General features: G+C 71.2%; 22 protein-coding genes and 1 pseudogene. 9 read left to right on the top strand and 14 right to left on the bottom strand.

What is annotated here, in order from left to right; translation table 11 throughout:
• Positions 1 to 104 precede the first annotated feature (104 nt).
• Both ACH5AC_RS35705 and ACH5AC_RS35700 read right to left on the bottom strand, forming a co-directional pair.
• On the bottom strand, positions 105 to 596 hold the full coding sequence (locus tag ACH5AC_RS35705; RefSeq protein ID WP_398866479.1) for an NUDIX domain-containing protein: 492 nt from the start codon (positions 594 to 596) through the stop codon (positions 105 to 107).
• Positions 597 to 615: 19 nt separating this feature from the next.
• Positions 616 to 1,701: an ADP-ribosylglycohydrolase family protein gene (locus tag ACH5AC_RS35700; protein WP_398866478.1), complete on the bottom strand. Its 1,086-nt coding sequence runs from the start codon at positions 1,699 to 1,701 to the stop codon at positions 616 to 618.
• Positions 1,702 to 1,869: 168 nt separating this feature from the next.
• Between ACH5AC_RS35700 and ACH5AC_RS35695 the strand changes: the two genes are divergently transcribed.
• Positions 1,870 to 3,021 carry a glycerate kinase gene (locus ACH5AC_RS35695; protein WP_398866477.1) on the top strand — a complete coding sequence of 384 codons (1,152 nt, stop codon included), beginning with the start codon at positions 1,870 to 1,872 and terminating at the stop codon, positions 3,019 to 3,021.
• A 63-nt stretch (positions 3,022 to 3,084) separates the two neighbouring features.
• Here the strand turns inward: ACH5AC_RS35695 and pssA are convergent, their stop codons facing one another.
• The 9 genes from pssA to ACH5AC_RS35650 all read right to left on the bottom strand — a co-directional run bounded on the left by pssA (position 3,085) and on the right by ACH5AC_RS35650 (position 13,985).
• A complete protein-coding gene (gene pssA / locus ACH5AC_RS35690; RefSeq protein WP_398866486.1) occupies positions 3,085 to 3,903 on the bottom strand; it encodes a CDP-diacylglycerol--serine O-phosphatidyltransferase in 819 nt (272 codons plus the stop codon).
• Between the two features lie 22 nt (positions 3,904 to 3,925).
• Complete coding sequence (locus ACH5AC_RS35685) at positions 3,926 to 4,582, bottom strand: phosphatidylserine decarboxylase (protein ID WP_398866476.1); 657 nt, start codon at positions 4,580 to 4,582, stop codon at positions 3,926 to 3,928.
• 171 nt (positions 4,583 to 4,753) lie between these two features.
• A complete protein-coding gene (locus tag ACH5AC_RS35680; protein WP_398866475.1) occupies positions 4,754 to 5,959 on the bottom strand; it encodes an acyl-CoA dehydrogenase family protein in 1,206 nt (401 codons plus the stop codon).
• A 2-nt stretch (positions 5,960 to 5,961) separates the two neighbouring features.
• Positions 5,962 to 6,474 carry a MaoC family dehydratase gene (locus tag ACH5AC_RS35675; protein WP_398866474.1) on the bottom strand — a complete coding sequence of 171 codons (513 nt, stop codon included), beginning with the start codon at positions 6,472 to 6,474 and terminating at the stop codon, positions 5,962 to 5,964.
• Between the two features lie 5 nt (positions 6,475 to 6,479).
• Positions 6,480 to 7,439, bottom strand: a complete 960-nt coding sequence (locus ACH5AC_RS35670; protein WP_398866473.1) for an HpcH/HpaI aldolase/citrate lyase family protein — start codon at positions 7,437 to 7,439, stop codon at positions 6,480 to 6,482.
• Positions 7,436 to 9,463, bottom strand: a complete 2,028-nt coding sequence (locus ACH5AC_RS35665) for a protein meaA (RefSeq protein ID WP_398866472.1) — start codon at positions 9,461 to 9,463, stop codon at positions 7,436 to 7,438. The genes ACH5AC_RS35670 and ACH5AC_RS35665 overlap by 4 nt, the downstream gene beginning before the upstream one ends.
• A 17-nt stretch (positions 9,464 to 9,480) precedes the next feature.
• The gene (gene ccrA / locus ACH5AC_RS35660) at positions 9,481 to 10,818 is read right to left on the bottom strand and encodes a crotonyl-CoA carboxylase/reductase (RefSeq protein WP_398866485.1); all 1,338 of its coding nucleotides are present in this window, start codon (positions 10,816 to 10,818) and stop codon (positions 9,481 to 9,483) included.
• Between the two features lie 385 nt (positions 10,819 to 11,203).
• Positions 11,204 to 12,037, bottom strand: a complete 834-nt coding sequence (locus ACH5AC_RS35655) for a TetR family transcriptional regulator (RefSeq protein WP_398866484.1) — start codon at positions 12,035 to 12,037, stop codon at positions 11,204 to 11,206.
• Positions 12,038 to 12,179: 142 nt separating this feature from the next.
• Positions 12,180 to 13,985 carry a 3-hydroxyacyl-CoA dehydrogenase family protein gene (locus ACH5AC_RS35650; RefSeq protein ID WP_398866471.1) on the bottom strand — a complete coding sequence of 602 codons (1,806 nt, stop codon included), beginning with the start codon at positions 13,983 to 13,985 and terminating at the stop codon, positions 12,180 to 12,182.
• A gap of 399 nt (positions 13,986 to 14,384) precedes the next feature.
• On the opposite strand from ACH5AC_RS35650, the gene ACH5AC_RS35645 reads away from it, so the two are divergent.
• Entirely contained in the window at positions 14,385 to 14,960 is a 576-nt protein-coding gene (locus ACH5AC_RS35645; protein ID WP_398866470.1) for an adenylosuccinate lyase, read from the top strand.
• Positions 14,961 to 15,326: 366 nt separating this feature from the next.
• Here ACH5AC_RS35645 and ACH5AC_RS35640 read toward each other — a convergent pair whose 3' ends face one another.
• The 3 genes from ACH5AC_RS35640 to ACH5AC_RS35630 form a co-directional block, all read right to left on the bottom strand.
• A complete protein-coding gene (locus ACH5AC_RS35640; RefSeq protein WP_398866468.1) occupies positions 15,327 to 15,725 on the bottom strand; it encodes a RidA family protein in 399 nt (132 codons plus the stop codon).
• Positions 15,726 to 15,789: 64 nt separating this feature from the next.
• Positions 15,790 to 17,358 carry an alpha/beta hydrolase gene (locus ACH5AC_RS35635; RefSeq protein ID WP_398866467.1) on the bottom strand — a complete coding sequence of 523 codons (1,569 nt, stop codon included), beginning with the start codon at positions 17,356 to 17,358 and terminating at the stop codon, positions 15,790 to 15,792.
• 135 nt (positions 17,359 to 17,493) lie between these two features.
• Positions 17,494 to 18,537, bottom strand: a complete 1,044-nt coding sequence (locus ACH5AC_RS35630; RefSeq protein ID WP_398866466.1) for an Rv2578c family radical SAM protein — start codon at positions 18,535 to 18,537, stop codon at positions 17,494 to 17,496.
• A gap of 157 nt (positions 18,538 to 18,694) precedes the next feature.
• On the opposite strand from ACH5AC_RS35630, the gene ACH5AC_RS35625 reads away from it, so the two are divergent.
• From ACH5AC_RS35625 to ACH5AC_RS35595, 7 genes and pseudogenes are all read left to right on the top strand, one after another.
• The gene (locus ACH5AC_RS35625) at positions 18,695 to 19,144 is read left to right on the top strand and encodes an SRPBCC family protein (RefSeq protein WP_398866465.1); all 450 of its coding nucleotides are present in this window, start codon (positions 18,695 to 18,697) and stop codon (positions 19,142 to 19,144) included.
• Positions 19,145 to 19,291: 147 nt separating this feature from the next.
• On the top strand, positions 19,292 to 19,444 hold the full coding sequence (locus ACH5AC_RS35620; protein ID WP_398866487.1) for a hypothetical protein: 153 nt from the start codon (positions 19,292 to 19,294) through the stop codon (positions 19,442 to 19,444).
• Positions 19,426 to 19,993, top strand: a pseudogene (locus ACH5AC_RS35615) (collagen binding domain-containing protein); the annotation flags it as partial. The gene ACH5AC_RS35620 and the pseudogene ACH5AC_RS35615, both read left to right, overlap by 19 nt.
• Positions 19,994 to 20,133: 140 nt before the next feature.
• Positions 20,134 to 22,617 (top strand): SpoIIE family protein phosphatase, encoded by a 2,484-nt coding sequence (locus ACH5AC_RS35610; protein WP_398866464.1) that lies wholly within the window; start codon positions 20,134 to 20,136, stop codon positions 22,615 to 22,617.
• A 104-nt stretch (positions 22,618 to 22,721) separates the two neighbouring features.
• Positions 22,722 to 23,447 carry a class I SAM-dependent methyltransferase gene (locus ACH5AC_RS35605; RefSeq protein WP_398866463.1) on the top strand — a complete coding sequence of 242 codons (726 nt, stop codon included), beginning with the start codon at positions 22,722 to 22,724 and terminating at the stop codon, positions 23,445 to 23,447.
• A 97-nt stretch (positions 23,448 to 23,544) separates the two neighbouring features.
• Positions 23,545 to 24,378, top strand: a complete 834-nt coding sequence (locus ACH5AC_RS35600; protein WP_398866462.1) for a M55 family metallopeptidase — start codon at positions 23,545 to 23,547, stop codon at positions 24,376 to 24,378.
• Entirely contained in the window at positions 24,371 to 25,675 is a 1,305-nt protein-coding gene (locus ACH5AC_RS35595) for a M20/M25/M40 family metallo-hydrolase (RefSeq protein WP_398866461.1), read from the top strand. Before ACH5AC_RS35600 ends, ACH5AC_RS35595 begins: the two co-directional genes overlap by 8 nt.
• Positions 25,676 to 25,683: the final 8 nt, after the last annotated feature.

Raw genomic sequence — 25,683 nt, 5'->3', positions numbered from 1 at the left:
GCTGCACACCTACAATCACCACCGCGGACACACCGCGCTCAAGGGCCAGCCACCCGCCAGCCGCGTTCCGAACCTCACAGGGCAATACACCTAGGGCGCCCCGCTCAGCCCACCCGTCGCCCGTTCTCCAGCTCCACCGTCCCCGTGCCGTCCGCGAGCACGTCCAGTGCTGCGAGCACGCGGTGGCCGAGGGCGCCCAGCAGATGCTCGGGCAGGTCCTCGCGGGCGACGAGCCGCCAGGACAGCAGCTCCGACTCCTGCAGCCGGATCGCCTTGAGGTCGTCCTCGTCGAGCATGCCGCCGTCGTAGACGTACGCCACGATCGGCGGCCGGTCCGGCCCGTGCACCCAGTCCACGGCGAGCAGCCGGCCGAGCTCCCGGTCGAGGCCGATCTCCTCCAGGGTCTCCCGGCGCGCACCCTGGCGCGGGGTCTCCCCGGTGTCGGACTCGACGGTGCCGCCCGGCAGGGCCCACCCCTGCCGGTAGTTCGGCTCGACGAGCAGCACCCGCCCCTCGGCGTCCCGGAACAGAGCGGCGGCCCCGGCGAGCACGCGGGGCAGGGAGGCGATGTACGCGGCGTAATCGTCAGTGGTCACCCTGGTAAGGGTAACCAGCTCAGGCCGCCGCCCAGCGCTCCTGCCGGGACAACCGCACCGTCCGCTCGGCCAGTTCACTGATCCGCACCCCGTCGAAACCGAACACCGCACTGCGCACGGTGTCCTCCAGCGGGTCCGTCCACCGCGCCGGGATCGCCGCCGCCCCGGTGCGCACACCGGCCACCGAGCCCGCCGTGGCCCCGTTGGAGTCGGTGTCCAGCCCGCCGCGCACGGTGAGGGCGATGGTGCGGGTGAAGTCGTCGTCGCCGTGGAGCAGCCCCGCGGTGAGGACGGCCGCGTTGGGCACCGTGTGGATCCAGCCGAGCCCGGCCGTCTCCCGCTCGACCGTGGCGAGCGTGTCCTCCCAGCTCAGACCCGCGTCATGGAGGGCGATCACCCGGCGCACGGTCCGAGCGAGACGGCTGCTCGCCGGTACGACGGCCAGCGCCCGGTCGAGCGCGTCGCGGACCGTGGGCGCGGTGAACGCCGCCGAGATCAGCGCGGCGGCGAACATGGCCCCGTACACCCCGTTCCCGGTGTGCGACAGCACCGCGTCCCGGCGGGCCAGCGAGGCCGCGCGGTGCGGTGCGCCCGGGCAGGTCCAGCCGTGGATGTCCGCGCGGATCAGCGCGCCGATCCACTCCTGGTAGGGGTTGTCGTACGTCGCCGTCAGCGGTGGCTTCAGCCCGTTGGTGAGGTTGCGGTACGCGGCCCGCTCCGCGGTGAACGTCTGCAGGTACGGCAGCCGCAGCAGCCACAGGTCGCCGACCTGCTCGGTGCTGAAGCCGAAGCCGTGGGTCTCCAGCAGGTGCAGGCCGAGGACGGCGTAGTCGACGTCGTCGTCGCGGCAGCTGCCGTGGATCCGGCCGCGCACGCAACTGGGCCACTCGGGGCGCAGCTCGGCGGCGGTGGCCTCGTCCGGGGGCTCGGGCAGGTAGTCGGTCAGGGGCAGGGCGGCCGTCTGCCGCAGATAGCGGTCGATCCGGTCCCGCGTCCACAGGTCGCCCCGCTCGACCGGCTTGCCGAGCATGTTGCCCGCGATCCGGCCCAGCCAGCCCCCGAGAACGCGGTCGGTGAGTTCTTGCTCGGTGCCCACAGGGGTCATGACTGAAGGTGTACCCGAATACGCCGGGAAGCGCGCCGCCCCGGGACGCCCGCGGCCCCGTTCCAGGGTCCGGGCAGGGCATGACGGCGGGGGCGCCTTGAGGTTAAGGTCGCTGCGGCGCGACCGGCCCTGACGTGCGCGGGGCCCGTAGAGCAAGGGGATGGCAAGGTGGCGGAGGCTGCAGTGCACGGCACCCGACGGGTGCTCGTTGCCGCGGACAAGTTCAAGGGCTCGCTGACGGCCGTGCAGGTCGCCGAGCGGGTGACGGCGGGGCTGCGCCGGGCCGTACCGGACGTCGAGGTCGAGGCGCTGCCCGTGGCCGACGGCGGCGACGGCACGGTCGACGCGGCCGTCGCGGCCGGGTTCGAACGGCGTGAGGTACGGGTCGCCGGGCCGCTGGGGGACGAGGTGACGGCGGCGTTCGCGGTGCGCGGCGACACGGCCGTGGTGGAGATGGCGGAGGCGAGCGGGCTGCAGCGGCTGCCCGCGGGCGTCTTCGCCCCGCTCACGGCGTCGACGTACGGCTCCGGACAGGTGCTGCGCGCCGCGCTGGACGCGGGGGTGCGCACGATCGTGTTCGGGGTCGGCGGCAGCGCCACCACCGACGGCGGCGCGGGCATGCTGTCCGCGCTGGGCGCCCGCTTCCTGGACGCGGACGGCGAGCCGGTCTCCCCGGGCGGCGGCGGTCTCGCCGGCCTGGCCAGGGCCGATCTGTCGGGCCTGGACCCGCGGCTGTCGTCGGTGGACCTGATCCTGGCGAGCGATGTCGACAACCCGCTGACCGGTCCCAAGGGCGCCCCGGCGGTGTACGGCCCGCAGAAGGGCGCCTCGCCCGACGACGTGGAGACCCTGGACGCGGCCCTCGCCCACTTCGCGAAGGTGCTGGAGGCGGCGGTCGGCCCCCGGGCGGCCGAGTACGCGGCGGCGCCGGGCGCGGGCGCGGCCGGGGGCATCGGCTACGGCGCCCTGCTGCTGAGCGCCCGCTTCCGCCCCGGCATCGAGGTCATGCTGGACGTCCTCGGTTTCGCGCCCGCCCTGGAGCGGGCGGAGCTGGTGATCACCGGTGAGGGCTCCCTCGACGAGCAGACCCTGCACGGCAAGGCCCCGGCCGGCGTCGCCTCGGCGGCCCGGGCGGCCGACAAGGAGGTCGTCGCGGTGTGCGGGCGCCTCGCCCTGCCGCCGGAGGTGCTGGGCCGGGCGGGGATCCGCCGGGCCTACCCGCTGACGGAGATCGAGCCGGACGTGGCCAAGTGCATCGCGGACGCCGGGCCCATCCTGGAGCGGGTGGCTGAGCAGATCGGGCGGGACTTCCTGACCTGAGGCACCTCATGACAAGGGGCCCCGAACCTCTCGGTTCGGGGCCCCTTCGACGTCGTACGACGCTTACGGCAGCTGCGCCGCCCGCGCCTCACGCCGGTTGTCGCGGAAGTTGTTCACCCGGCGGGCCGTGGCGAACAGCGGGATGACCGCGCCCATGACCAGCTGCAGCGCGCAGCCCGTCTGGAGCAGCAGCTGGCCGCTCGGCGCGCCGAAGGCCCAGGCCGCCAGGAGCCCCATCGACAGCACGATCCAGATGAGCATCGCCGCCGCGGAGCGCCCGCGCGGCTTGGGGTACTCGACCCGGCTGACCATCAGCCACGCGGTGCCGAGGATCGCCAGCAGCGTCGCCACGAAGGGCAGCTCCAGCAGCACGATGGCGACGACCGTGAGCGCGCCGAAGGGCGAGGGCATGCCCTGGAACATGCCGTTCGGCGGCGTCACGCAGGAGAAGCGGGCGAGTCTGAGCACCACCGCCAGCAGCACCACGATCGCCCCGACCGCCGCCACCCGCTGGTGCGCGTCATTGGCGACCATGCCGTAGACGAGGACGAAGTACGCCGGCGCCAGGCCGAAGCTGATCAGGTCGGAGAGGTTGTCCAGCTCCGCGCCCATCGGCGAGCTGCGCAGCTTGCGCGCCACCAGGCCGTCGAAGAGGTCGAAGACCGCCGCGCACAGCATCAGGATGACCGCGGTGGCCGCGCTGTGGCGGGCCATGCCGGTTTCCTCGCTGCCGGTGAGGTGCGGGATCAGGATGCCGGTGGTGGTGAAGTACACCGCCATGAAGCCGCACGTGGCGTTGCCGAGGGTGAGGGTGTCCGCTATCGACAGCCGGAGGGAGAGGGGCATCTCCTCCTCTTCGTCCACCTCGTCGGCGTCCGGCACCCAGCCGGTCTGCGTCTCCGGGTCAATCACGGTCAATGCGAGTCACCCCAGCCACGGTCTTCTGACCGACCTCGACCGCGATCTCGACACCCTCCGGCAGATAGAGGTCGACGCGCGAGCCGAAGCGGATCAGGCCGATGCGGTCGCCCTGCTCGACCTTCGTGCCCTCCGGGATGTAGGGCACGATGCGGCGGGCGACGGCGCCGGCGATCTGGATCATCTCGATGTCACCGAGTTCGGTGTCGAAGTGCCAGACGACCCGCTCGTTGTTCTCGCTCTCCTTGTTGAACGCCGGAACGAACCCGCCCGGGACGTGCTCGACCGACGTGACCGTGCCGGAGAGCGGCGCGCGGTTGACGTGGACGTTGAGCGGGCTCATGAAGATCGCGACCCGGGTGCGTCCGTCCTTCCACGGCATGATGCTCTGCACCACGCCGTCGGCGGGGGAGATGACCCGGCCCGACGCGATCTCACGCTCGGGGTCGCGGAAGAACCACAGCATGCCCGCCGCCAGAGCGGTGGCGGGTACGGCGACGGCCTTCGCGACGCCGGAACGGCGGGCGCGGACCAGGCTGACGGCTGCGGTGGCGACGGTCGGGAGAAGCCACGGCGATGCTCCGCGCGCAAGGCGTACGCCGGCGAGGCTGTCGCGAGGTGCAGAGGTTTGGCTGTGGGGCATGGATGACCTTCGTAGCGAATGGTGCCGCGCTTCGACGGGGGGACGGCGGCTTTCCGGCGATCGTAGCGGTTCGGGGCCACAACTGGGTAAGCCAGGAAGTCGAGTCGGCGGCTCAGGAGAGTTGACGGGGTGTGATCTTCTTCTCGAAGAAAACACCCCCAACCCGGACATCTAGCCTTGGAACCGATACTCTTCGAGCAGTCTGCGCCCGATGATCATCTTCTGGATCTCGGCGGTGCCTTCACCGATGAGCAGCATCGGGGCCTCGCGGTAGAGGCGCTCGATCTCGTACTCCTTGGAGAAGCCGTACCCGCCGTGGATCCGGAACGCGTCCTCCACGACTTCCTTGCAGTACTCGGAGGCGAGGTACTTCGCCATCCCTGCTTCGAGGTCGTTTCGCTCCCCGGAGTCCTTTTTGCGTGCGGCGTTCACCATCATCGCATGAGCGGCCTCCACCTTGGTAGCCATCTCCGCGAGCTTGAACTGGATCGCCTGGTGCTGGGCGATCGGCTTGCCGAAGGTGTGACGCTGCTGGGCGTACCGGACGCCGAGCTCGAACGCACGCTGCGCGACACCGCAGCCACGTGCCGCGACATTGACGCGGCCCACCTCCACGCCGTCCATCATTTGGTAAAAACCTCGGCCGGTGACCCCGCCGAGCACCCGATCGGCCGGAATCCGCAGGCCATCCATGATCAGCTCGGTGGTGTCGACACCCTTGTAGCCCATCTTCTCGATCTTGCCCGGGATGGTCAGGCCGGGGCGGACCTCACCGAAGCCGGGCTCCTTCTCGATCAGGAAGGTCGTCATCGACTTGTGGGGCGCGGTGCCCTCGGCGTGTCCTTCGTCACTTCGCACGAGTACGGCGACCAGGGATGACGTCCCGCCGTTCGTCAGCCACATCTTCTGGCCGTTCAGTACGTACTCGTCGCCGTCCTTCACCGCCTTCGACGTGATGGCCGACACATCGGAGCCCAGACCCGGCTCCGACATCGAGAAGGCGCCCCGGATGTCGCCGGCCGCCATCCTGGGCAGGAAGTGGTCCTTCTGCTCCTGGGTGCCGTGCTGCTTGAGCATGTACGCCACGATGAAGTGCGTGTTGATGATGCCGGACACCGACATCCAGCCCCGGGCGATCTCCTCCACGCACAGCGCGTACGTCAGGAGCGACTCGCCCAGACCCCCGTACTCCTCGGGGATCATCAGGCCGAACAGGCCCAGTTCCTTGAGCCCGTCGACGATCTGCTGCGGGTACTCGTCACGGTGCTCCAGCTCGGTCGCGACCGGGATGATCTCCTTGTCCACGAAGTCGCGGACGGTGGAGAGGATCTCCTGCTGGATGTCCGTCAGACCGGCGGTCTGGGCGAGACGGGCCATCGTTACTTCCCCTGTTCCTTGAGCTCGGGGCGGCCCGGCTGCTCGCCGCCGCGCTCCTTGATGTACGTCTCGGTCGGCACCATCACCTTGCGGCGGAACACGCACACCAGCGTGCCGTCCTGCTTGTAGCCCTTGGTCTCGACGTGGACGATGCCGCGGTCGTTCTTCGACTTCGACGGCCACTTGTCGAGCACGGTCGTCTGCCCGTAGATCGTGTCGCCGTGGAAGGTCGGCGCCACGTGCTTGAGCGACTCGATCTCCAGGTTGGCGATCGCCTTGCCGGAGATGTCCGGCACGGACATGCCGAGCAGCAGGGAGTAGATGTAGTTCCCGACGACGACGTTCTTGCCGAAGTCCGTCGTCCTCTCCGCATAGTTCGTGTCCATGTGGAGGGGGTGGTGGTTCATGGTGAGGAGGCAGAACAGGTGGTCGTCGTACTCCGTGACCGTCTTGCCCGGCCAGTGCTTGTACGTCGCCCCGACCTCGAACTCCTCGTAGGTCCGTCCGAACTGCATGGCCGTCACGCCTCCGGGATCTCGAACTTGCTGGTGCGCCGCATGCCGGCCGCGCGTCCCTTGCCGGAGATGACCAGCGCCATCTTGCGGCTTGCCTCGTCGATCATCTCGTCGCCGAGCATCGCCGAGCCCTTCTTGCCACCCGCCTCGGACGTGTAGTAGTCGTACGCGTCCAGGATCAGCTCGGCGTGGTCGTAGTCCTCCTGCGACGGCGAGAAGATCTCGTTGGACGCCTCGACCTGGCCCGGGTGCAGCACCCACTTGCCGTCGAAGCCGAGCGCGGCGGCGCGCCGGGCGACCTCGCGGTAGCCGTCGACGTTGCGGATCTGCAGGTAGGGGCCGTCGATCGCCTGGAGGTTGTTGGCGCGGGCCGCCATCAGGATCTTCATCAGGATGTAGTGGTAGGCGTCCGCCGGGTAGCCGGGCGGCTGCTCGCCCACGACGAGCGACTTCATGTTGATCGACGCCATGAAGTCGGCCGGACCGAAGATGATCGTCTCGATACGTGGACTGGCCTGAGCGATCTCATTGACGTTGTTGAGGCCCTGTGCATTCTCGATCTGCGCCTCGATACCGATGCGGCCGACCTCGAAGCCCATCGTCTTCTCGATCTGCGTCAGCAGCAGGTCCAGGGCGACGACCTGCTGGGCGTCCTGCACCTTCGGCAGCATGATGCAGTCCAGGTTCTGCCCGGCGCCCTCGACGACCGTCACGACGTCGCGGTACGTCCACTCGGTCGTCCAGTCGTTGACGCGCACGACGCGGGTCTTGCCGGTCCAGTCACCCTCGTTGAGGAACTTGACGATGGTGTGCCGCGCCTCGGGCTTGGCGAGCGGGGCGCACGCGTCCTCCAGGTCGAGGAAGACCTGGTCCGCCGGGAGGCCCTGCGCCTTCTCCAGGAAGCGAGGGTTGCTTCCCGGCACCGCGAGACAGGAGCGGCGGGGTCGCAGACGGTTGACGGTCATGCGGGGACCTCCAGGGGGTCGAGCTTGTTCGCTTTGCGGATCTCGTCGACGATGCGGCCGATGATTCCGGTGATGTCGAAGTCCTTCGGGGTGAACACCGCGGCCACTCCGGCGGCCCGCAGCTGGTCGGCGTCACCATTCGGGATGATGCCACCGGCGATCACCGGTATATCTGTGGCACCGGCCACACGCAGCCGCTCCAGCACGTCCGGCACCAACTGCGCGTGTGAGCCGGACAGGATGGACAGGCCGACCGCGTGCACGTCCTCCGCGAGGGCCGCGTCCACGATCTGCTCGGGCGTCAGCCGGATGCCCTGGTAGACCACCTCGAACCCGGCGTCCCGGGCCCGCACGGCGATCTGCTCGGCGCCGTTTGAGTGCCCGTCCAGGCCGGGCTTGCCGACCAGGAAGCGCAGCTTGCCGCAGCCCAGCTCGCGGGCGGTGGCGTCCACCCGGGCGCGCACGTCGCCCAGCGCCGAGCCCTCCTCGGCGGGCACGGCCACCGGCGCCGACGACACGCCGGTCGGCGCCCGGAACTCCCCGAACACCTCCCGCAGCGCTCCGGCCCACTCACCCGTCGTGACGCCCGCGCGGGCGCACTCCAGGGTGGCCTCCATGAGGTTGTCGGTGCCCTTGGCGGCCTCCTTCAGCCGCTCCAGGGCCTTGCAGGGACGCGGGTGGTTGAAGGGCGGCTGGTAGCGGGTGTCGCGCCAGTTCTGCAGCGACGCGATGACGCGGGCCTCGACGGCTGGATCGACTGTCTGGATGGCTGTATCGAGATCCGCGGTCAAGGGACTGGGCTCGGTCGTCTCGAAGATGTTGACGCCCACGATCTTCTCTTGACCGGACTCAATGCGTGCCCGCCGCTCGGCGTGCGACGCCACCAGCTGGGACTTCAGATAGCCCGACTCGACGGCGGCCATCGCGCCGCCCATCTCCTGGATCCGCTCGATCTCCGCGAGCGACTCCTCGACCAGCCGGCCCACCTTCGCCTCGATCACCTTCGAGCCCTCGAAGATGTCGTCGTACTCCAGCAGGTCGCTCTCGTGGGCGAGAACCTGCTGGATGCGCAACGACCACTGCTGGTCCCAGGGCCGGGGCAGGCCCAGCGCCTCGTTCCAGGCCGGCAGCTGCACGGCACGCGCGCGTGCGTCCTTGGAGAGCGTCACGGCCAGCATCTCCAGCACGATCCGCTGGACGTTGTTCTCCGGCTGAGCCTCCGTCAGGCCGAGCGAGTTCACCTGGACGCCGTAGCGGAAGCGGCGCTGCCTGGGGTCCTCGATGCCGTAGCGCTCGCGGGTGAGGGTGTCCCAGATGCGGCCGAAGGCGCGCATCTTGCACATCTCCTCGACGAAGCGGACGCCCGCGTTCACGAAGAAGGAGATACGGGCGACCACATCGCCCATGCGCTCCTCGGGCACCTGACCGCTGTCGCGCACGGCGTCGAGGACCGCGATCGCCGTCGACATCGCGTACGCGATCTCCTGGACCGGTGTGGCGCCCGCCTCCTGCAGGTGGTAGCTGCAGATGTTGATCGGGTTCCACTTCGGGATGTGGGAGACCGTGTACGCGATCATGTCGGTCGTCAGCCGGAGGCTCGGCCCCGGAGGGAAGACGTGCGTGCCTCGGGACAGGTACTCCTTGACGATGTCGTTCTGGGTCGTGCCCTGGAGCTTGGTGATGTCCGCGCCCTGCTCCTCCGCGACGACCTGGTAGAGCGCCAGCAGCCACATGGCGGTGGCGTTGATGGTCATCGAGGTGTTCATCTGCTCCAGGGGGATGTCCTGGAACAGCCGGCGCATGTCACCGACGTGCGCGACCGGCACCCCGACCCGGCCCACCTCGCCGCGGGCGAGGACGTGGTCGGAGTCGTAGCCGGTCTGCGTCGGCAGGTCGAAGGCCACGGACAGGCCCGTCTGACCCTTGGCGAGATTGCGCCGGTACAGCTCGTTGGACGCCTCGGCCGTGGAGTGACCGGCGTACGTGCGCATGAGCCACGGCCGGTCCTTCTGACGCTCAGTCATCAATGACCTCGGGTGTCTCAGATGTTGCGGAAGCGGTTGATGGCGTCGATGTGCTGGGCGCGCATCTCCGGGTCACGCACGCCCAGGCCCTCCTCGGGCGCCAGGCACAGCACGCCGACCTTGCCCTGGTGGAGATTGCGGTGGACGTCGTAGGCCGCCTGCCCGGTCTCCTGAAGGGAGTAGACCTTCGACAGCGTCGGGTGGATCTTGCCCTTGGCGATGAGCCGGTTGGCCTCCCATGCCTCGCGGTAGTTGGCGAAGTGGGAGCCGATGATCCGCTTCAGGGACATCCACAGGTAGCGGTTGTCGTACTCGTGGTTGTAGCCGGACGTCGAGGCGCAGGTGACGATGGTGCCGCCCTTGCGGGTGACGTAGACCGAGGCGCCGAAGGTCTCGCGGCCGGGGTGTTCGAAGACGATGTCGACGTCCTCGCCGCCGGTGAGTTCGCGGATGCGCTTGCCGAAGCGCTTCCACTCGCGCGGGTCCTGCTCGTGCTCGTTCTTCCAGAACTTGTAGTCCTCGGCGGTGCGGTCGATGATCGCCTCGGCGCCCATCGAGCGGCAGATGTCCGCCTTCTGGTCGCTGGAGACGACACAGATCGGGTTGGCGCCGCCGGCCAGCGCGAACTGCGTGGCGTAGCTGCCCAGGCCACCGCTCGCGCCCCAGATCAGGACGTTGTCGCCCTGCTTCATCCCGGCGCCGTTGCGGGAGACGAGCTGGCGGTACGCCGTGGAGTTCACCAGGCCCGGGGCGGCGGCCTCCTCCCAGCTGAGGTGGCCCGGCTTGGGCATCAGCTGGTTGGACTTGACGAGCGCGATCTCGGCGAGGCCGCCGAAGTTGGTCTCGAAGCCCCAGATGCGCTGCTCGGGGTCGAGCATGGTGTCGTTGTGGCCGTCGGAGCTCTCCAGCTCCACGCTCAGACAGTGCGCGACGACCTCGTCACCCGGCTTCCAGGCGTTGACGCCCGGGCCGGTGCGCAGGACGACGCCCGCGAGGTCGGAGCCGATGATGTGGTACGGCAGGTCGTGGCGCTTGGTGAGCTCGCTGAGCCGGCCGTAGCGCTCCAGGAACCCGAATGTGGACAGCGGCTCGAAGATCGAGGTCCACACCGAGTTGTAGTTGACCGAGGAGGCCATGACGGCCACCAGGGCCTCGCCCGGACCGAGCTCCGGCAGCGGGACCTCGTCCAGGTGCAGTGACTTGCGGGGGTCCTTGTCGCGGGTGCTGATGCCCGCGAACATCTCCGTCTCGTCCTTGTGCACGGTGATCGCGCGGTACGACTCGGGGAGCGGCAGAGCGGCGATGTCGGCCGGCGTGGAGTCGGGCGACTGGATCGCGTCGAGGATGTCCTTCACGGTCACGGTGTTGCCTCCGGCGATGAGCGCCCTGAGGGAGGGGCGCTGAGGGTTACGTCGGTGCTGCTGAGGTTTGGGGAAAGTGCCGTCGGTTCGGCGGGTGGTGCTGTTCGGCAGCGCTTTGTGGCGCGGGAGGGTGCCTGTGACGCAGGCGTTCGGGCGGACAGGCGATGGCCTGCGGGGACATCCCGAACATCTTCAACGTATGGCACCGCGTGTCACCCCGCAAGGCACTGGGTGCCAGAACTTGCTCTCAGATGAAATCTTTACGTAACAGATGAGCGATGATCGATCGAATGGGGCCGCAGGAACGCTATGAAAGGGGCGTCGACATGCAAAAACGGCCACCCGAGGGGTGGCCGTTGTCACAGCGGTGAGAAGGGGGTCAGCGCTCCTTGAGGGCCTGCTCGATGGTGCGCATCACCTCGTCCAGCGGGGCGTCGGTACGGGCGACCGCGACCAGCACCTCGCCCTGCGCGGAGAGCGCCGCCGCCGGGCCGGCCGACTTCGGCGCGGTCCCCCGCCCCGCGCCGATCCCGGTGCCGAAGGTCTTGCGGACGATCGCGAAGGCGTGGTCGAGCTGCGCCTCCACATCGCCCTGGCCGCCGGCCCGCAGCCAGCGCCGCAGCACGTGGTTGTGCGCGGTGACCACCGCCGAGGCGGCGACCTCGGCCAGCAGCGGGTCGTCGTTGGCGTCGTCGTCGTGCGCGTGCTCGTCGAAGTGGCCGAGCAGATAGCGGGTGAAGAGGCGTTCGTAGCGGGCCACCGACGCGATCTCCGCCTCACGCAGGGTGGGCACCTCACGCGTGAGCTTGTAGCGGGCGACCGAGATCTCCGGCCGGGCCGCGTACATCTTCATGACTTCCTTGATCCCACGGCACACCGTGTCGAGCGGATGCTCGTGCGCGGGCGCCGCGTTCAGCACCGCCTCGGCGCGCACCAGGGTGTCGTCGTGGTCGGGGAAGATCGCCTCTTCCTTGGAACGGAAGTGACGGAAGAAGGTGCGGCGGGCGACCCCGGCCTGGGCCGCGATCTCGTCGACGGTGGTCGCCTCGTACCCCTTGGTCGCGAACAGCTCCATCGCCGCGGCCGCCAGCTCGCGGCGCATCTTGAGCCGCTGGGCGGCGGCGCGACTGCCTGCGGCACTTTCCGGCGCGTCGGGCGTGGCTGGTGTACGTGAGGACTTGGCGGGCTGGGACATGACCCGAACGTACTGCATGTGCGCAGCTCGGCGCGCCCGCCGTGGATCTTCCCCGCCCGCCGCGGGCGGCGGGCCGCCGGTCCGGGCGGGCGCCGCGGCCCCGCCCGGACCGAGCAGCCCGCCCCATTCCTCGCCGGTGCGCAGCCAGTCGCCGACGCCCTCAGCGGCGGGCATACTCGCGGAAGCCGCGGCCGGTCTTGCGACCGAGGCAGCCCGCGGCCACCAGGTGCTCGAGCAGTGGCGCCGGGGCGAGGCCGGGGTCGCGGAACTCGCGGTGCAGCACCCGCTCGATGGCGAGCGAGACATCGAGACCGACGACGTCCAGCAGCTCGAACGGGCCCATCGGGTAGCCGCCGCCCAGCTTCATCGCCGCGTCGATGTCGTCGAGCGACGCATAGTGCTCCTGCACCATCTTGATCGCGTTGTTGAGATACGGGAACAGCAGGGCGTTGACGATGAATCCGGCCCGGTCGCCGCAGTCCACCGCATGCTTCTTGATCCTGCCGCAGACCTCGTGAACCGTTGAGTGGACGTCGTCCGCCGTCAACACCGTACGGACGACCTCGACCAGCTTCATGGCGGGCGCCGGGTTGAAGAAGTGCATGCCGATCACGTCCTGCGGACGCGAGGTGGCCCGGGCGCAGGCCACGACCGGCAGCGAGGACGTGGTCGTCGCCAGCACCGCGCCCGGCTTGCAGACCTTGTCCAGCGCCGCGAACAGCTGCCGCTTGACCTCCAGGTCCTCCGCGACCGCCTCGACGGCCAGATCGACGTCGGCGAAGGCGTCGTAGGACCCGGCCGGGGCGATCCGGTCCAGGGCCTGCGCGGCGGCCTCGGCGGTCATCCGGCCCTTGTCGACGGACCGGGCCAGCGACTTGCCGATCCTGGCCTTCGCGGCCAGCGCCTTCTCCTCGCTGCGGGCGGCCAGGACGACCTCGTAGCCGGCCTTGGCGAACACCTCGGCGATCCCGGAGGCCATGGTGCCGGAACCCGCGACACCGACCGAGCTGACCGAGCGGCCGGGCACCGGGCTGCCGCCGGCCAGCGGCGTCAGCGCGTCCCGCACGACGGTGGCGCTGCCCGGGGCCTCGTAGGTGTAGAAGCCGCGCCCGGACTTGCGGCCGGTCAGGCCCGCCTCGCTGAGCTGCCTGAGGATCGGGGCGGGCGCGTGCAGCCGGTCACCGGAGGCGGCGTACAGGGCGTCCAGGACCGTCCGCGCGGTGTCCACGCCGATCAGGTCGAGCAGCGCCAGCGGACCCATCGGCAGCCCGCAGCCCAGCCGCATCGCCGCGTCGATGTCCTCCCGGGAGGCGTACTTCGCCTCGTACATGGCGGCGGCCTGGTTGAGGTAGCCGAACAGCAGCCCGTCCGCGACGAACCCGGGGCGGTCGCCGACCGCGACCGGCTCCTTGCCCAGCTCGATCGCGAGGTTCGTGACCGAGGCGACGGCCTGCGGCGCGGTCAGCACCGAGGAGACGATCTCGACCAGCCGCATCGCCGGCGCCGGGTTGAAGAAGTGCACGCCCAGCACCCGCTCCGGGCGGGCCGAGTCGGCGGCCAGCCGGGTGACGGACAGGGCGTTGGTGCCGGTCGCGAGGATGGTGTCGGGACGCACGATCCCGTCCAGCTCGCGGAAGATCTGCTGCTTGGTCTCGTACGACTCCGGCGCCACCTCGATGACCAGGTCGGCGTCGGCCGCCGCCCGCAGGTCGGTGGAGGTGCGCACCCGGCCGAGGATCTCGGTGCGCTCCTGCTCGGTGATCCGGCCGCGCTCGACGGCGCGGGCGGTGGCCGACTCCAGGGCGGCGACGGACCTGGCGGCCTGCGCCTCGCTGATGTCGATGCCGATCACCTCGCGGCCGGCCTTGGCCAGCACCTCGGTGATACCGGTGCCCATGGTGCCGAGACCGACGACGGCAACGGTGGTGAGCGGGGACAGGGAAGGGTCGGACAGGGGAGTGGCCATCGCGGGACTCCAGGAATGAGGGTGACGACTGGGAGCGCACCCCGGTGCGCCGAAGGGGCGCACCGGGGGCGGAAGAGATCACGGGTGATGCTGCTGAATGCGGGTGTCGCCGGGCTGCTCGCGCACACGCCCGGTGCCTGCCGTCGCCCCTGGGCGCGCACACGCCCTACGGGGATACGGCGGAGAATCCGACCGGCCCTGTCCCGAGGCCGAGTCGTACTGCGGTACCTGAGGTACCGAACCGACTGCTCTCACGACGGCTGCGTCACCAGGCCGCCGCGAGGGGTGCGAGTGGATAACCCGCTCGTATGAGCTTAACCGCCGGGTAACGAGCGCGCCACCCTCCGGACTTTGTGATCTGGCTCCCATCGCCCGCACGCCCCGCCTACCCTCGGCGTCATGGACGAAGAGTTGCGAACGCTCACGGAACGCTTACGGCGGGAGTCGGGCGGCACGGCGGCCTTCGAGCGGCTGGCGGCCACCGAGGACGCCGATGAACTGGCCGCCGTGCTCACCGAGGCGGGGCAGCCGCTGTGGGCCCGGGAGCTGGCCGCCTTCCGGCTGGGCACGGCCGGGGACCGGCGCGCCTTCGAGTCCCTCGTCCTGCTGCTCAACCACCGCGACCCGCCCCGCTGCGCCTCCGCCGCGCACGCCCTGGCCCGGCTGGACGACCCGCGCACCGCCCGCGCGGCGGCTGCGCTCGCCACCAACGAACTGCGCGTCGCCTACGCCCTGCACCCCGTCCGCCTCCTGGTGGAGCTGCGCGCACCGGAGTCCGTGCCGGCCCTGGTCACCACCCTGCGCCGCCGCCTCACCCCGCACGACCCCTACCGCCGCATCGCCCTCGCCTGCGTGGACGGCCTCGGAGAACTGGCCGACCCCCGCGCCCGCCCCGTCCTCGACGAGGCCCTCGCCCACCCGGCCCTGGCGCAGGCGGCGGTACGTGCGCTGGCCCGGATTCCGGGACCTGGGTGAGCGCCTGGGCGGCGACCCGTCGGCCCGGAAGCCGGCCCGCTCGTAGAAGCGGCGGGCCCGGGCGTTGTCCCTGCGGACCCAGAGGCACATGCGCGGGTGGTCCGAGGGCGGTGCGGTGGGCGCCGTCCCGGTACGGTCCGTGCGCGGCCCAGCCGGCGACCTGGTCCGCCCGCTGTGCGACGAGGTCCGTCCCGCTGCCGTCGGCCTGCGCGCACCGCCCCCGGAGGCGCCGGGCGTCCTCGGCCACGCTCATGGCGTCCGGATACGTCCGCGGGACCAGGCCCTGGTGGGCGGTCTGCCAGCCCCGGACGCGGATCTCGGCGACGCGGTCGCAGTCCGCCGGGGTCGACTCCCGGACCAGCGGCGTCATCGGTCCACCACCGCCAGGGCCTCGATCTCCAGCAGGAACTCGGGACGGACCAGCGCCGCGACCTGCACGGCCGAAGCGGCCGGGAGCCGGTCGTCGGGTATGTGCGCGGCGCGGGCCGCGCGGACGGCCGGCATATGGGCCATGTCCGTGACGAAGTAGGTGAGTTTGACGACGTCGTCGAAGGTCGCCCCGGCCGCGGCCAGACAGCGACGGAGGTTCTCGAAGACCTGACGGGCCTGGGCACCCGGGTCGCCCTCGCCGACCGGCTCGCCGTCCTCGTCGAGGGCGAGCTGGCCGGAGACCGCGACCAGACGGCCGGTGCCGAGGACGACATGCGTGTACTGCGCGGCGCGGGCGACCCCGTCGGGGGCGGGAATCCTGGTCAGCTCACTCATGCGTCCATGGTGGACCACGGGTGTGACAACGCCCGCCCCCGAGGGACCGTCAGCTGCCCGGCCGTCAGCCGCGGAAGCCCAGCAGCCCGTGCAGCACCGAGCCGGAGGCCGTGCTGGTGGCCACCTTGGAATCCAGAGGCTCGGGGTCGGGCAGCGCGGCGCACTCCGCGTCGACCTCACCGATGCCGCGCGGCACCGTGCCGTCGGTCAGATACCGGGCCAGATGCCCGTCCAGGCAGTCGTTCCCGCTCAGCGTGACGCCGTGGTTCCCGCTGCCCCGCTCGACCACGAGGCTGGAGCCGTGCAGCAGCGCGTGCAGCATCGCGCCGCCCTCGTACGGGGTGGCCGCGTCGCCGGTCGCCTGGAACAGCAGGACCGGCGGCAGCTCGCCGTTGGTGACGTTCACCGGGTTCAGCGTGCCCGTCGGCCAGAACGCGCACGGCGCGTTGTACCAGGCGTTGTTCCAGGTCATGAACGGCGCCTTCGCGGACACCACCCAGTTGTCCGACCGCCACTGCGACCAGCGGGCCGGCCATGCGGCGTCCCGGCACTGCACCGCCGCGTAGACGCTGTAGCCGTTGTCCCCGGAGGCGTCGACCGAAGCGAAGTTCTCGTACGCCTCGACCAGCGGACCGGTGTTCTCCTCGTTCACGTACGCGGCGAACGCCTCGGCGAGATAGGGCCAGTAGCCGTTGTAGTAGCCGCCGGGCAGGAACGTGTCCTCCAGTTCGGAGGCGCCCACTGTGCCGTCGGCCGGCTTCTCGGCCAGCGCCGCCCGCATCGCGTACCACTTGGTCTCGACCTCGGCGGGGTCGGTGCCGAGCCCGTACGTCGCGTCGTACCTGGCGATCCAGGCCATCAGCGCGCGGTGGCGGTCGTTGAAGGCGTGGTCCTGGGTGAGGTTGTCGTCGTACCACACGCCCGTGGGGTCGACGACCGAGTCCAGGACCAGGCGCCGCACCCGCTGCGGGAACAGCTTGGCGTACACCGCGCCGAGGTAGGTGCCGTAGGAGTAGCCGAAGTAGTTCAGCTGCTCGGCGCCGAGCGCCGCGCGGACGGCGTCCATGTCCCGTGCCGTGTCGAGGGTGTTGATGTGCGGCAGCAGATCCGCGTGCTTCTCGGCGCACGCCTCCGCGAACGACCGGGCCCGCTCGAGGTTGGCCCGCTCGATGGCGGGCGTGCTGGGCACCGACGCGGGGCGCACCGGGGCGAAGTGGCCCGGCCGGCAGTTCAGCGCGGGTGTGCTCCGGCCGACCCCGCGCGGGTCGAAGCCGACGACGTCGTACTGCGCCGCCACCGACTTCGGCAGCGACGACGCGACGAACCCGGCGAGGGACAGCCCGCTGGCGCCGGGGCCGCCCGGGTTGACCAGCAGGGGCCCCTGGGAGGTCCGCGCGGTGTGCGGGACGCGGGACAGCGCCAGCGTGATCTGTTTCCCGTGCGGGTCGTCGTGGTCGAGCGGCACGTCCAGGGACGCGCACTGCAGCGTCGGATAGTCGGTGGTGGCGCACTTCTTCCACGTGAGCTTCGGGGCTGGGGCGGACTCCGCGGGACCGGCGTTCGCGGGCACGGCGGTGAGCGTCCCGGCCACGACGGCGGCGGCAGCGCACAGCACGGCTGCGCGTTTCTTCATGGGGTCTCCCAGGGCGGAGGGGGAGCGGACCGCGTGGGTCACGGCCCTCGCCGCATCGTCCCGGAAAGGAAGCCCGGAAGAACCCGTTCTGGCAATACTTGACCCGATTGGGTCGCCGGATGCGCTCGAACGCGCTCAGATCAGAGTGAGTTGGGTCGGCCCGGCCGGCTCGGGCTCCTCCGCCGGTTCGGGCGCCGCCGTCCGACGGGGCAGTCCCGCGCGCGTGGGGCCGATCCCGTACTCCCGTGCCAGGTCGTGGACCTGACGGGTGATCCGGCGCTGGTACCACTTCGGGGCGTAGGCGCCGTCCGCGTACAGCCGCTCGTAGCGGCGCACCAGGTGCGGGTGGTGCCGGCCGAGCCAGGCCATGAACCACTCGCGGGCGCCGGGGCGCAGGTGCAGGGTGAGCGGGGTGACCGAGGTGGCCCCGGCGGCGGCGATCGACCGTACCGTCGCGCGCAGTTGGGCCGGCTGGTCACCGAGGAAGGGGATCACCGGCGCCATCAGCACGCCGCAGCCGATGCCGTGCTCGGCCAGGGTCCGTACGACGTCCAGGCGCCGCTCGGGAGCGGGGGTGCCCGGCTCCACCGTGCGCCACAGCTCGGCGTCGGTGAAGCCGACCGACACGGAGATGCCGACGTCGGTGACCTCGGCGGCCTGCCTCAGCAGCTCCAGGTCGCGCAGGATCAGCGTGCCCTTGGTGAGGATCGAGAAGGGGTTCGCGTGGTCGCGCAGGGCGGCCAGGATGCCCGGCATCAGCCGGTAGCGGCCCTCCGCGCGCTGGTAGCAGTCGACGTTGGTGCCCATCGCGACATGGTCGCCCCGCCACCGCGGCGAGGACAGCTGGCGGCGCAGCACCTCGGGGGCGTTCACCTTCACGACGATCTGGGTGTCGAAGCCGATCCCGGTGTCGAGGTCGAGATAGCTGTGGGTCTTGCGCGCGAAGCAGTACACGCACGCGTGTGTGCAACCTCGGTAGGGGTTGACCGTCCATTCGAACGGCATGCGGGAGGCGCCGGGGACCCGGTTGAGGACCGAGCGGGCCCGCACCTCGTGGAAGGTGATGCCGGCGAACTCGGGCGTGTCGAACGTACGGACGGTCACCGCGTCCGCGCCGAACAGTGCGGCGTCGGCCGCACGGCTGTGACCGGAGTCCGCGGAGAGGTTCTCCCAGCGCATGGCGCCTCCTCGGTAGAGCTGGCCCCAGAATAGAACATCTGTTCCCATGATCGTGTGAGGGTGTTTTCTGATCGTTTTGACAGGCCCCGATTTGGGGGGCCGGGGACCGGGGTGGTTGGCTTGCCCCAACCCCGAGAGAACAGAGCTGGAGGAGCCCATGGCGCAGGTGGAGGCCACCACGGAGCGGGTCGTCGCGGCGGACCCCGAGACGGTGTTCGACGCGCTCGCCGACTACAGCGGCACACGCGCGAAGCTGCTGCCCGAGCAGTTCAGCGAGTACGAGGTGCGCGAGGGCGGCGACGGCGAGGGCACCCTCGTCCACTGGAAGCTCCAGGCCACCAGCAAGCGGGTGCGCGACTGCCTCCTGGAGGTCACCGAGCCCACCGACGGCGAGCTCGTCGAGAAGGACCGCAACTCCTCGATGGTCACCACCTGGCGTGTCACCCCCGCCGGCGAGGGCAGCTCACGCGTCGTCGTGACCACCACCTGGAAGGGCGCCGGCGGCATCGGCGGCTTCTTCGAGAAGACGTTCGCGCCCAAGGGCCTCGGCCGGATCTACGACGCCGTGCTCGCCCGGCTCGCGGCCGAGGTCGAGAAGTCCTCGTAACGCCTCGGTCTCCCGGCGGGTTGATCCCCGTCACCGGTTCGAGTGGTTGTCGCTTCGGACCGGGTCGGTTCCGTAACTCGTCGCGCTTGTCGGGAGTTGCCGCTTCACGCGGCAGTTCTGTGGCAAGTGCGACGAGGGGAGCGGCACGTGGGCGGAACCACTCTGGAGCGCGAGGCGACGGCGGCACCAGCGCTCCCACCGGACGGCCCGGCCCCGTACCCGCCCCGACCACCGAACTCGCCCGCACTGGTCCTCGCGGCGCTGGAGCAGATATCGACGTCACCGGGGCGTACGTCCTGATCGCCGCCGCCGGCGGCCACCAGCCCCGGGCCTCACCGGACAGGTGCTCACCGCCGACGGCACCCCGGTGCGCGCCGCCGCCGTCACCCTCACCAATGCGCACGGCGAGGTCGTCGCCGGCATCCGCAGCGGGCACGAGGGCGGCTACGAGATCACCGTACTGATCGCCGGTGAGTACACCCTCTCCGTCGTCGGTCCCCCCTCCGGGCGGGCACCCGCCTTCCGCCCGGCCGGCCGCGCCGCCCGTCACCGTGCCGGCGTACCGGGAGGCCCGCCAGGACATCGAGCTCGCTCACGGCGCGGTGCTGCGCGGCACCTGCGCACGGGTGGCGGCCGTCCGGTGGACGACGCGCGCGTGACGCTGCGGGACGCGGCCGGCCGTGCCGTGGACACCTGAACACCGGGCCGGACGGAACCTTCCGGTTCGTCGACCTGGCCTCCGGCGAGTGCACCGTCATCGCCTCCGGCCACCCGCCGGTCGTCACCGTCCTCCGGGTCGCGGGCGGCGGCCGCACGGAACGCGATCTGCAACTCGGCCACGAGGACTGACGACGCGTCGGCACCGCGCTACCCAGCGACGACCCGGTGAAACCAATTCCAGAATTGCCGCACATCCCGACTGGCCCGCGCCGTACGGTGGTGGCAGCGGAACAGATCTTGCACAGCTCTGGGGAGAGAGGGTCAGGGCCATGGACCGTGGCACCGACAGGGACGCACCTCCCAGCCGCGGAGCGGGGGCCGATGCGGAGCCGCCGGCCTCCGATGCCGGGCGCGTCCCCCTGGCCGTGGTCGTGATCGACCGCGACGGCCTGGTCTCCCACTGGAGCAGCGGAGCCCGCAGGCTCTTCCGGGTCGGCAAGGAAGAGGCGATCGGACAGCCCGCGATCGACCTGCTGCCCGTCTCCGGCGCCCTGCCCGACGTGGACGAGGACCTCCCGTACGCGGAGTACGCCGCCTACGACGGCCTCGGACCCGGCCTCGGGCCCTCCCTGGACCGCGGTCTGTCCTACCCGGCAGCCGGCCGCGCCCGGCTCACCGTGCCCGTCGGAGACCGGGTCGACGTGCTGTGGTGGGCCTACCCGCTGGTCGGGCCCGGACCGGAGCGGCTGCTCGTCCTCGCCGCCGACGCGGGCGGACTCCACCCGGGCGACACACCCGACGACACCTTCGCCGTCGAGCGGATCGCACCCGGCTTCGCCCTGCACACCGACTTCCCCGGCGCCGAGCACCTCGCCCGGGAACTCCCGCAGATCCTGCCCAGCATGAGCGTCGGGGAGAGCGCCCGCATCGTCTCCCAGATCCTCGAACTGGGCTACCCCGTCCTGGAGTTCAGCCAGAGCGAGCGCGTCCCCGTCACCCCCGACTGGGGCGTGTCCCGGCGCGTCGAGCGCAGGGCGCGACGCGAGCGGGCCGCCCGGGCCGCCGCCGAAGGGCTGCCGATAGAGGAGGACCTCACCGACGAGGGCGAGGACCTCGAACACACCGCCGTCCGTGAACGCCTGGAGTTCCTCAACGAGGTCAGCGGCGCCATCGGCAGCTCCCTCGACCTCTCCCGGACGATCGTCGAGGTGAGCAAGGCCGTCGTGCCCCGCTTCACCGACGTCGCCGGCACCTATCTGCGCGAACAGGTCGTCGCCGGCGAGGGCTTCCCGGAGGGCGTGCCCGACACCACCACCATGTGGCACCGGGTCGCCCTGGAACACACCGACGAACCCGGCCGCTGGGACGATGTCGTGCCGGTCGGCGAGGCCATGCCGTTCCCGGCACACACCCCGTTCTTCCAGTGCATGACCACCGGCGAGCCGGTCCTCGTGCCGCGCATCAGCGAGCAGATGGGCCACGCCATCGCCTCGCAGTTCGAGAAGCGCGACATCCGGCCCCTGATCACCGGCCGGTCCATGCTCGTCGTACCGCTCAAGGCACGCAATGTCGTCCTCGGCTTCATGATCCTGCTGCGCCACCCCGAGCGCGTCGAGTTCAACGACATGGACAAGGTCACCGGCGCCGAACTCGCCGCCCGCGCCGGCCTCGTGCTCGACAACGCGCGCATGTACACGTACCAGGAGAACGTCGCCGAGACCCTCCAGGACAGCATGCTGCCGCACATCCCCGCGCGCATGGCGGGCTGCGACATCGCCACCCGCTATCTGCCGGGCACCCTGCTCGGCCGTGTCGGCGGCGACTGGTTCGACTCCGTGAAGCTCCCCGGCGCCCGCACCGCCCTCGTCGTGGGCGACGTCATGGGCCACGGCCTGAACTCGGCCGCGATGATGGGCCAGTTGAGGACGGCCGTGCAGACCATGGCGGCGCTCGACCTGCCGCCCGCCCAGCTGCTGCGCAACCTCGACGCCCTCGCCCAGCGGCTCGGCGACACCTACCTCGCGACCTGCCTGTACGCCGTGTACGACCCGATCGCCGGTGAACTGCACCTGGCCAACGCCGGTCACATCCCGCCCGTCCTGGTCCGCGCCGAGGACGGGCGCAGCGAGCTGCTCGACCTGCCCACCGGCGCGCCGATCGGCGTCGGCGGGGTGCCCTTCGAGGCCGTACGCGTGCGCGTACAGCCCGGCGACCGGCTGGTGATGTGCACCGACGGACTGGTCGAGGTGCGTGGCGAGGACATCGGCGTGGGACTCGCCACACTGTGCGAGTCCGCCGCCCATCCGGCCGCTTCCATGGACGACGCCTGCGACACCATCATCCGCTCCCTGGCCGTGACCTTTTCGAAGGCGGGCCGGGGCGACCGCAAGGACGACGTGGCGTTGCTGATGGCCCGGCTGGGCGGTGTGGAACCCGACGACGTGGCCGAGTGGCGCCTTCCGCCGGTGCCCGCCGAGGTGGGCCGGGCCCGCGCCGTCGTGCGCGAACAGCTCCACGAGTGGGGCCTGCTTAAGCTGGTCGACACGGCCGAGCTGCTGGTGAGCGAGCTGGTCACCAATGCCGTACGGCACTCCCGGGGCCGCCCCGTCGCCCTGCGGCTGGTGCGCGGCGACACCCTGCTGTGCGAGGTGGACGACGACGACCACGAGCTGCCGACGCTGCTGAACGCGGGGCCCGGTGACGAACTCGGGCGCGGACTGCGGGTGGTGAGCACCCTCGCACGGGAGTGGGGCACCAGCCGGACCGGCGCGGGCAAGTCGGTGTGGTTCGAGCTGACCCTGCCGCGCCGCTGACCGGCGCGGGGCCACGTGCCGCGCTTGTGGCGTCCGCCCAGGGGCGATAGACCGTACTCGCCCGTCGATGAGACGGATCGGCCGACCACCCTGGGGAGTTGGGCATGAGTGTGACGAGTCGGTACCGCGAGGCATGGGAGGGCTTCTGGCGTGAGGCGCCCGACACGCCGGGGGAGGTGTTCTGGGACGCCGAGGCGGAGGTGACCGCCGACCTCCATCTGCCGCTCCTCGCACCCCATCTCCTCGACGCGGGGCTGCCGTTGGTCGACCTCGGCTGCGGCAACGGCACCCAGACCCGCTTCCTCGCCGGCCACTTCGCGCGCGTGGTCGGCGTCGACCTCGCCGAGGCGGCCCTCGACCACGCCCGGCGCGCCGACCGTGCCGGGCGGGCGGACTACCGGCTGCTGGACGCGGCCGAGAAGGGCGCGGCGGAGACCCTGCACGCCGAGCTGGGCGATGCCAACGTGTACATGCGGGGCGTCCTGCACCAGTGCCCGCCGGACGACCGGCAGCCGCTGGTGGACGGTGTCGCGGCGCTGGTGGGGCGGCGCGGGCGGGTCCTCCTGGTCGAGCCGTCGGAGGCGGCCCGGGCCGTGCTCGGCGGACTGGCCCTGGGACCGTCCGGGCCGCCGCCCAAGATCGCGCCCATCTTCCGGCACGGCATCGCGCCCGGCGAGATACCTGACGCGGCGGTGCCCGAGCATCTGCGCAGCGCCGGCCTCACGGTCCTCGCCTCCGGCGAGCTGCCGCTGACCACCACGGAGTACGGCCCCGACGGACAGCGCGTCCAGCTGCCGTCACGCTGGCTGGTGGCGGGCCGGACCGACTGACGACTCACCGGGCGGCCGGGGCCCGGGCCCCGGCCGCGCGTCAGGTGCCCGTCCGGCTCGTAGGAAGTTCCCTCGGCGGCGCGTAACCTGAGGCAGCATGAAGATCCTCATCAGCGCCGACATGGAGGGCGCCACGGGGGTGACCTGGCCGGCCGACGTGTTGCCGGGGACCCCGCAGTGGGAGCGGTGCCGGGCGATGTTCACCTCGGACGTCAACGCCGCCGTGCTCGGCTTCCTCGACGGCGGCGCCGACGAGGTACTGGTCAACGAGGCCCACTGGACCATGCGCAACCTGCTCCTCGAGCAGCTCGACGAGCGGGTGCGGATACTCACCGGGCGGCACAAGACGCTGTCCATGGTGGAGGGCGTGCAGCACGGCGACATCGACGGCATCGCGTTCGTCGGCTACCACGCGGGCGCCGGCATGGACGGCGTCCTCGCCCACACCTACCTCGCCAACCAGATCACCGGCGTCTGGCTGAACGACGTACGCGCCAGCGAGGGACTCCTCAACGCGCATGTCGTCGCCGAGTACGGGGTGCCCGTCGTGCTGGTCACCGGGGACGACATCGCCTGCGAGGACGCGCTCGGGTACGCGCCCGAGGCGCTCAAGGTCGCTGTGAAGGACCATGTGTCGCGGTACGCGGCCGTGTGCCGTACACCGGCCCGTACCGCCGCCGACATCCGGGCCGCCGCCAAGGAGGCCGCCACGCTCGCCGTACGACAGGATCCGGTCGTCGGTGGACCGTATACAGTCGCCGTCGAGTTCGACGCCGAACACCTCGCTCAGGCCGTCACCGTGGTGCCCGGCGTCGACCGGATCGGCGAACGCAAGGTCGCGTACACCAGCGACACCATGTACGAGGGGATCCGCACCTTCAAGGCGGTCACCACGATCGCCTCGGCCGCGGTGGAGGAGCAGTATGGCTGACCGTCAGTCCCTTGAAGAGGTCGTGCGGTTCACGTCCGACCTGATCCGGATCGACACCACCAACCGGGGCGGCGGGGACTGCCGGGAGCGGCCCGCCGCCGAGTACGCGGCCGAGCAACTGGCCGGGGCGGGGCTCGACCCCGTACTGCTGGAGCGCACCCCGGGCCGCACCAACGTGGTCGCGCGGCTGGAGGGCACCGACCCGTCCGCCGACGCCCTGCTCGTCCATGGCCACCTGGACGTCGTCCCCGCCGAGGCCGCCGACTGGAGCGTGCACCCCTTCTCCGGGGAGATCCGCGACGGCGTGGTCTGGGGTCGCGGCGCCGTCGACATGAAGAACATGGACGCGATGATCCTGGCCGTCGTCCGGGCCTGGGCCCGCCAGGGCGTACGGCCCCGACGCGACCTCGTCATCGCCTTCACCGCCGACGAGGAGGCCAGCGCCGAGGACGGCTCCGCTTTCCTCGCCGACCGGCACCCGGGGCTCTTCGACGGCTGCACGGAGGGCATCAGCGAGTCGGGCGCCTTCACCTTCCATGACGGCGCCGGGCGGCAGATCTACCCGATCGCGGCGGGTGAGCGCGGCACCGGCTGGCTGAAGCTGACCGCGCGCGGCCGCGCCGGACACGGCTCCAAGGTGAACGGGGAGAACGCGGTGACCCGGCTCGCCGCCGCCGTCACCCGCATCGGCGAGCACGACTGGCCGCTGCGCCTCACCCCGACCGTGCGGGGCGCGCTCACCGAACTCGCCGCGCTCTACGGCATCGAGACCGACCTGAGCGATGTGGACGGGCTGCTGGACAAGCTCGGTCCGGCCGCCAGCCTCGTCGAGGCGACCGTGCGCAACAGCGCCAACCCGACCATGCTGAGCGCCGGTTACAAGGTCAACGTGATCCCGGGGGAGGCCGTCGCCTACGTGGACGGACGGTATCTGCCGGGCGGCGAGGAGGAGTTCAGGGCCACGCTCGACGAGCTGACCGGGCCGGACGTCGACTGGGAGTTCCACCATCGCGAAGTCGCCCTCCAGGCCCCCCTGGACTCACCGACGTACGCCCGGATGGCCGCCGCCGTACGGGAGTTCGCGCCCGACGGGCACGTGGTGCCGTACTGCATGTCCGGTGGCACCGACGCCAAGCAGTTCTCCCGGCTGGGCATCACCGGCTACGGCTTCTCGCCGCTGAGGCTGCCGGAAGGCTTCGACTACCAGGCCCTGTTCCACGGGGTCGACGAGCGCGTGCCGGTCGACGCGCTGCACTTCGGTGTCCGCGTCCTCGACCGGTTCCTGCGGACGGCCTAGGGACTGAG

Source organism: Streptomyces sp. NPDC018693, assembly GCF_044391385.1.
GTDB lineage: Bacteria > Actinomycetota > Actinomycetes > Streptomycetales > Streptomycetaceae > Streptomyces.
The sequence above is the reverse complement of the archived record's forward strand: the minus strand, read 5'-3'. Positions and strand labels throughout refer to the sequence as shown.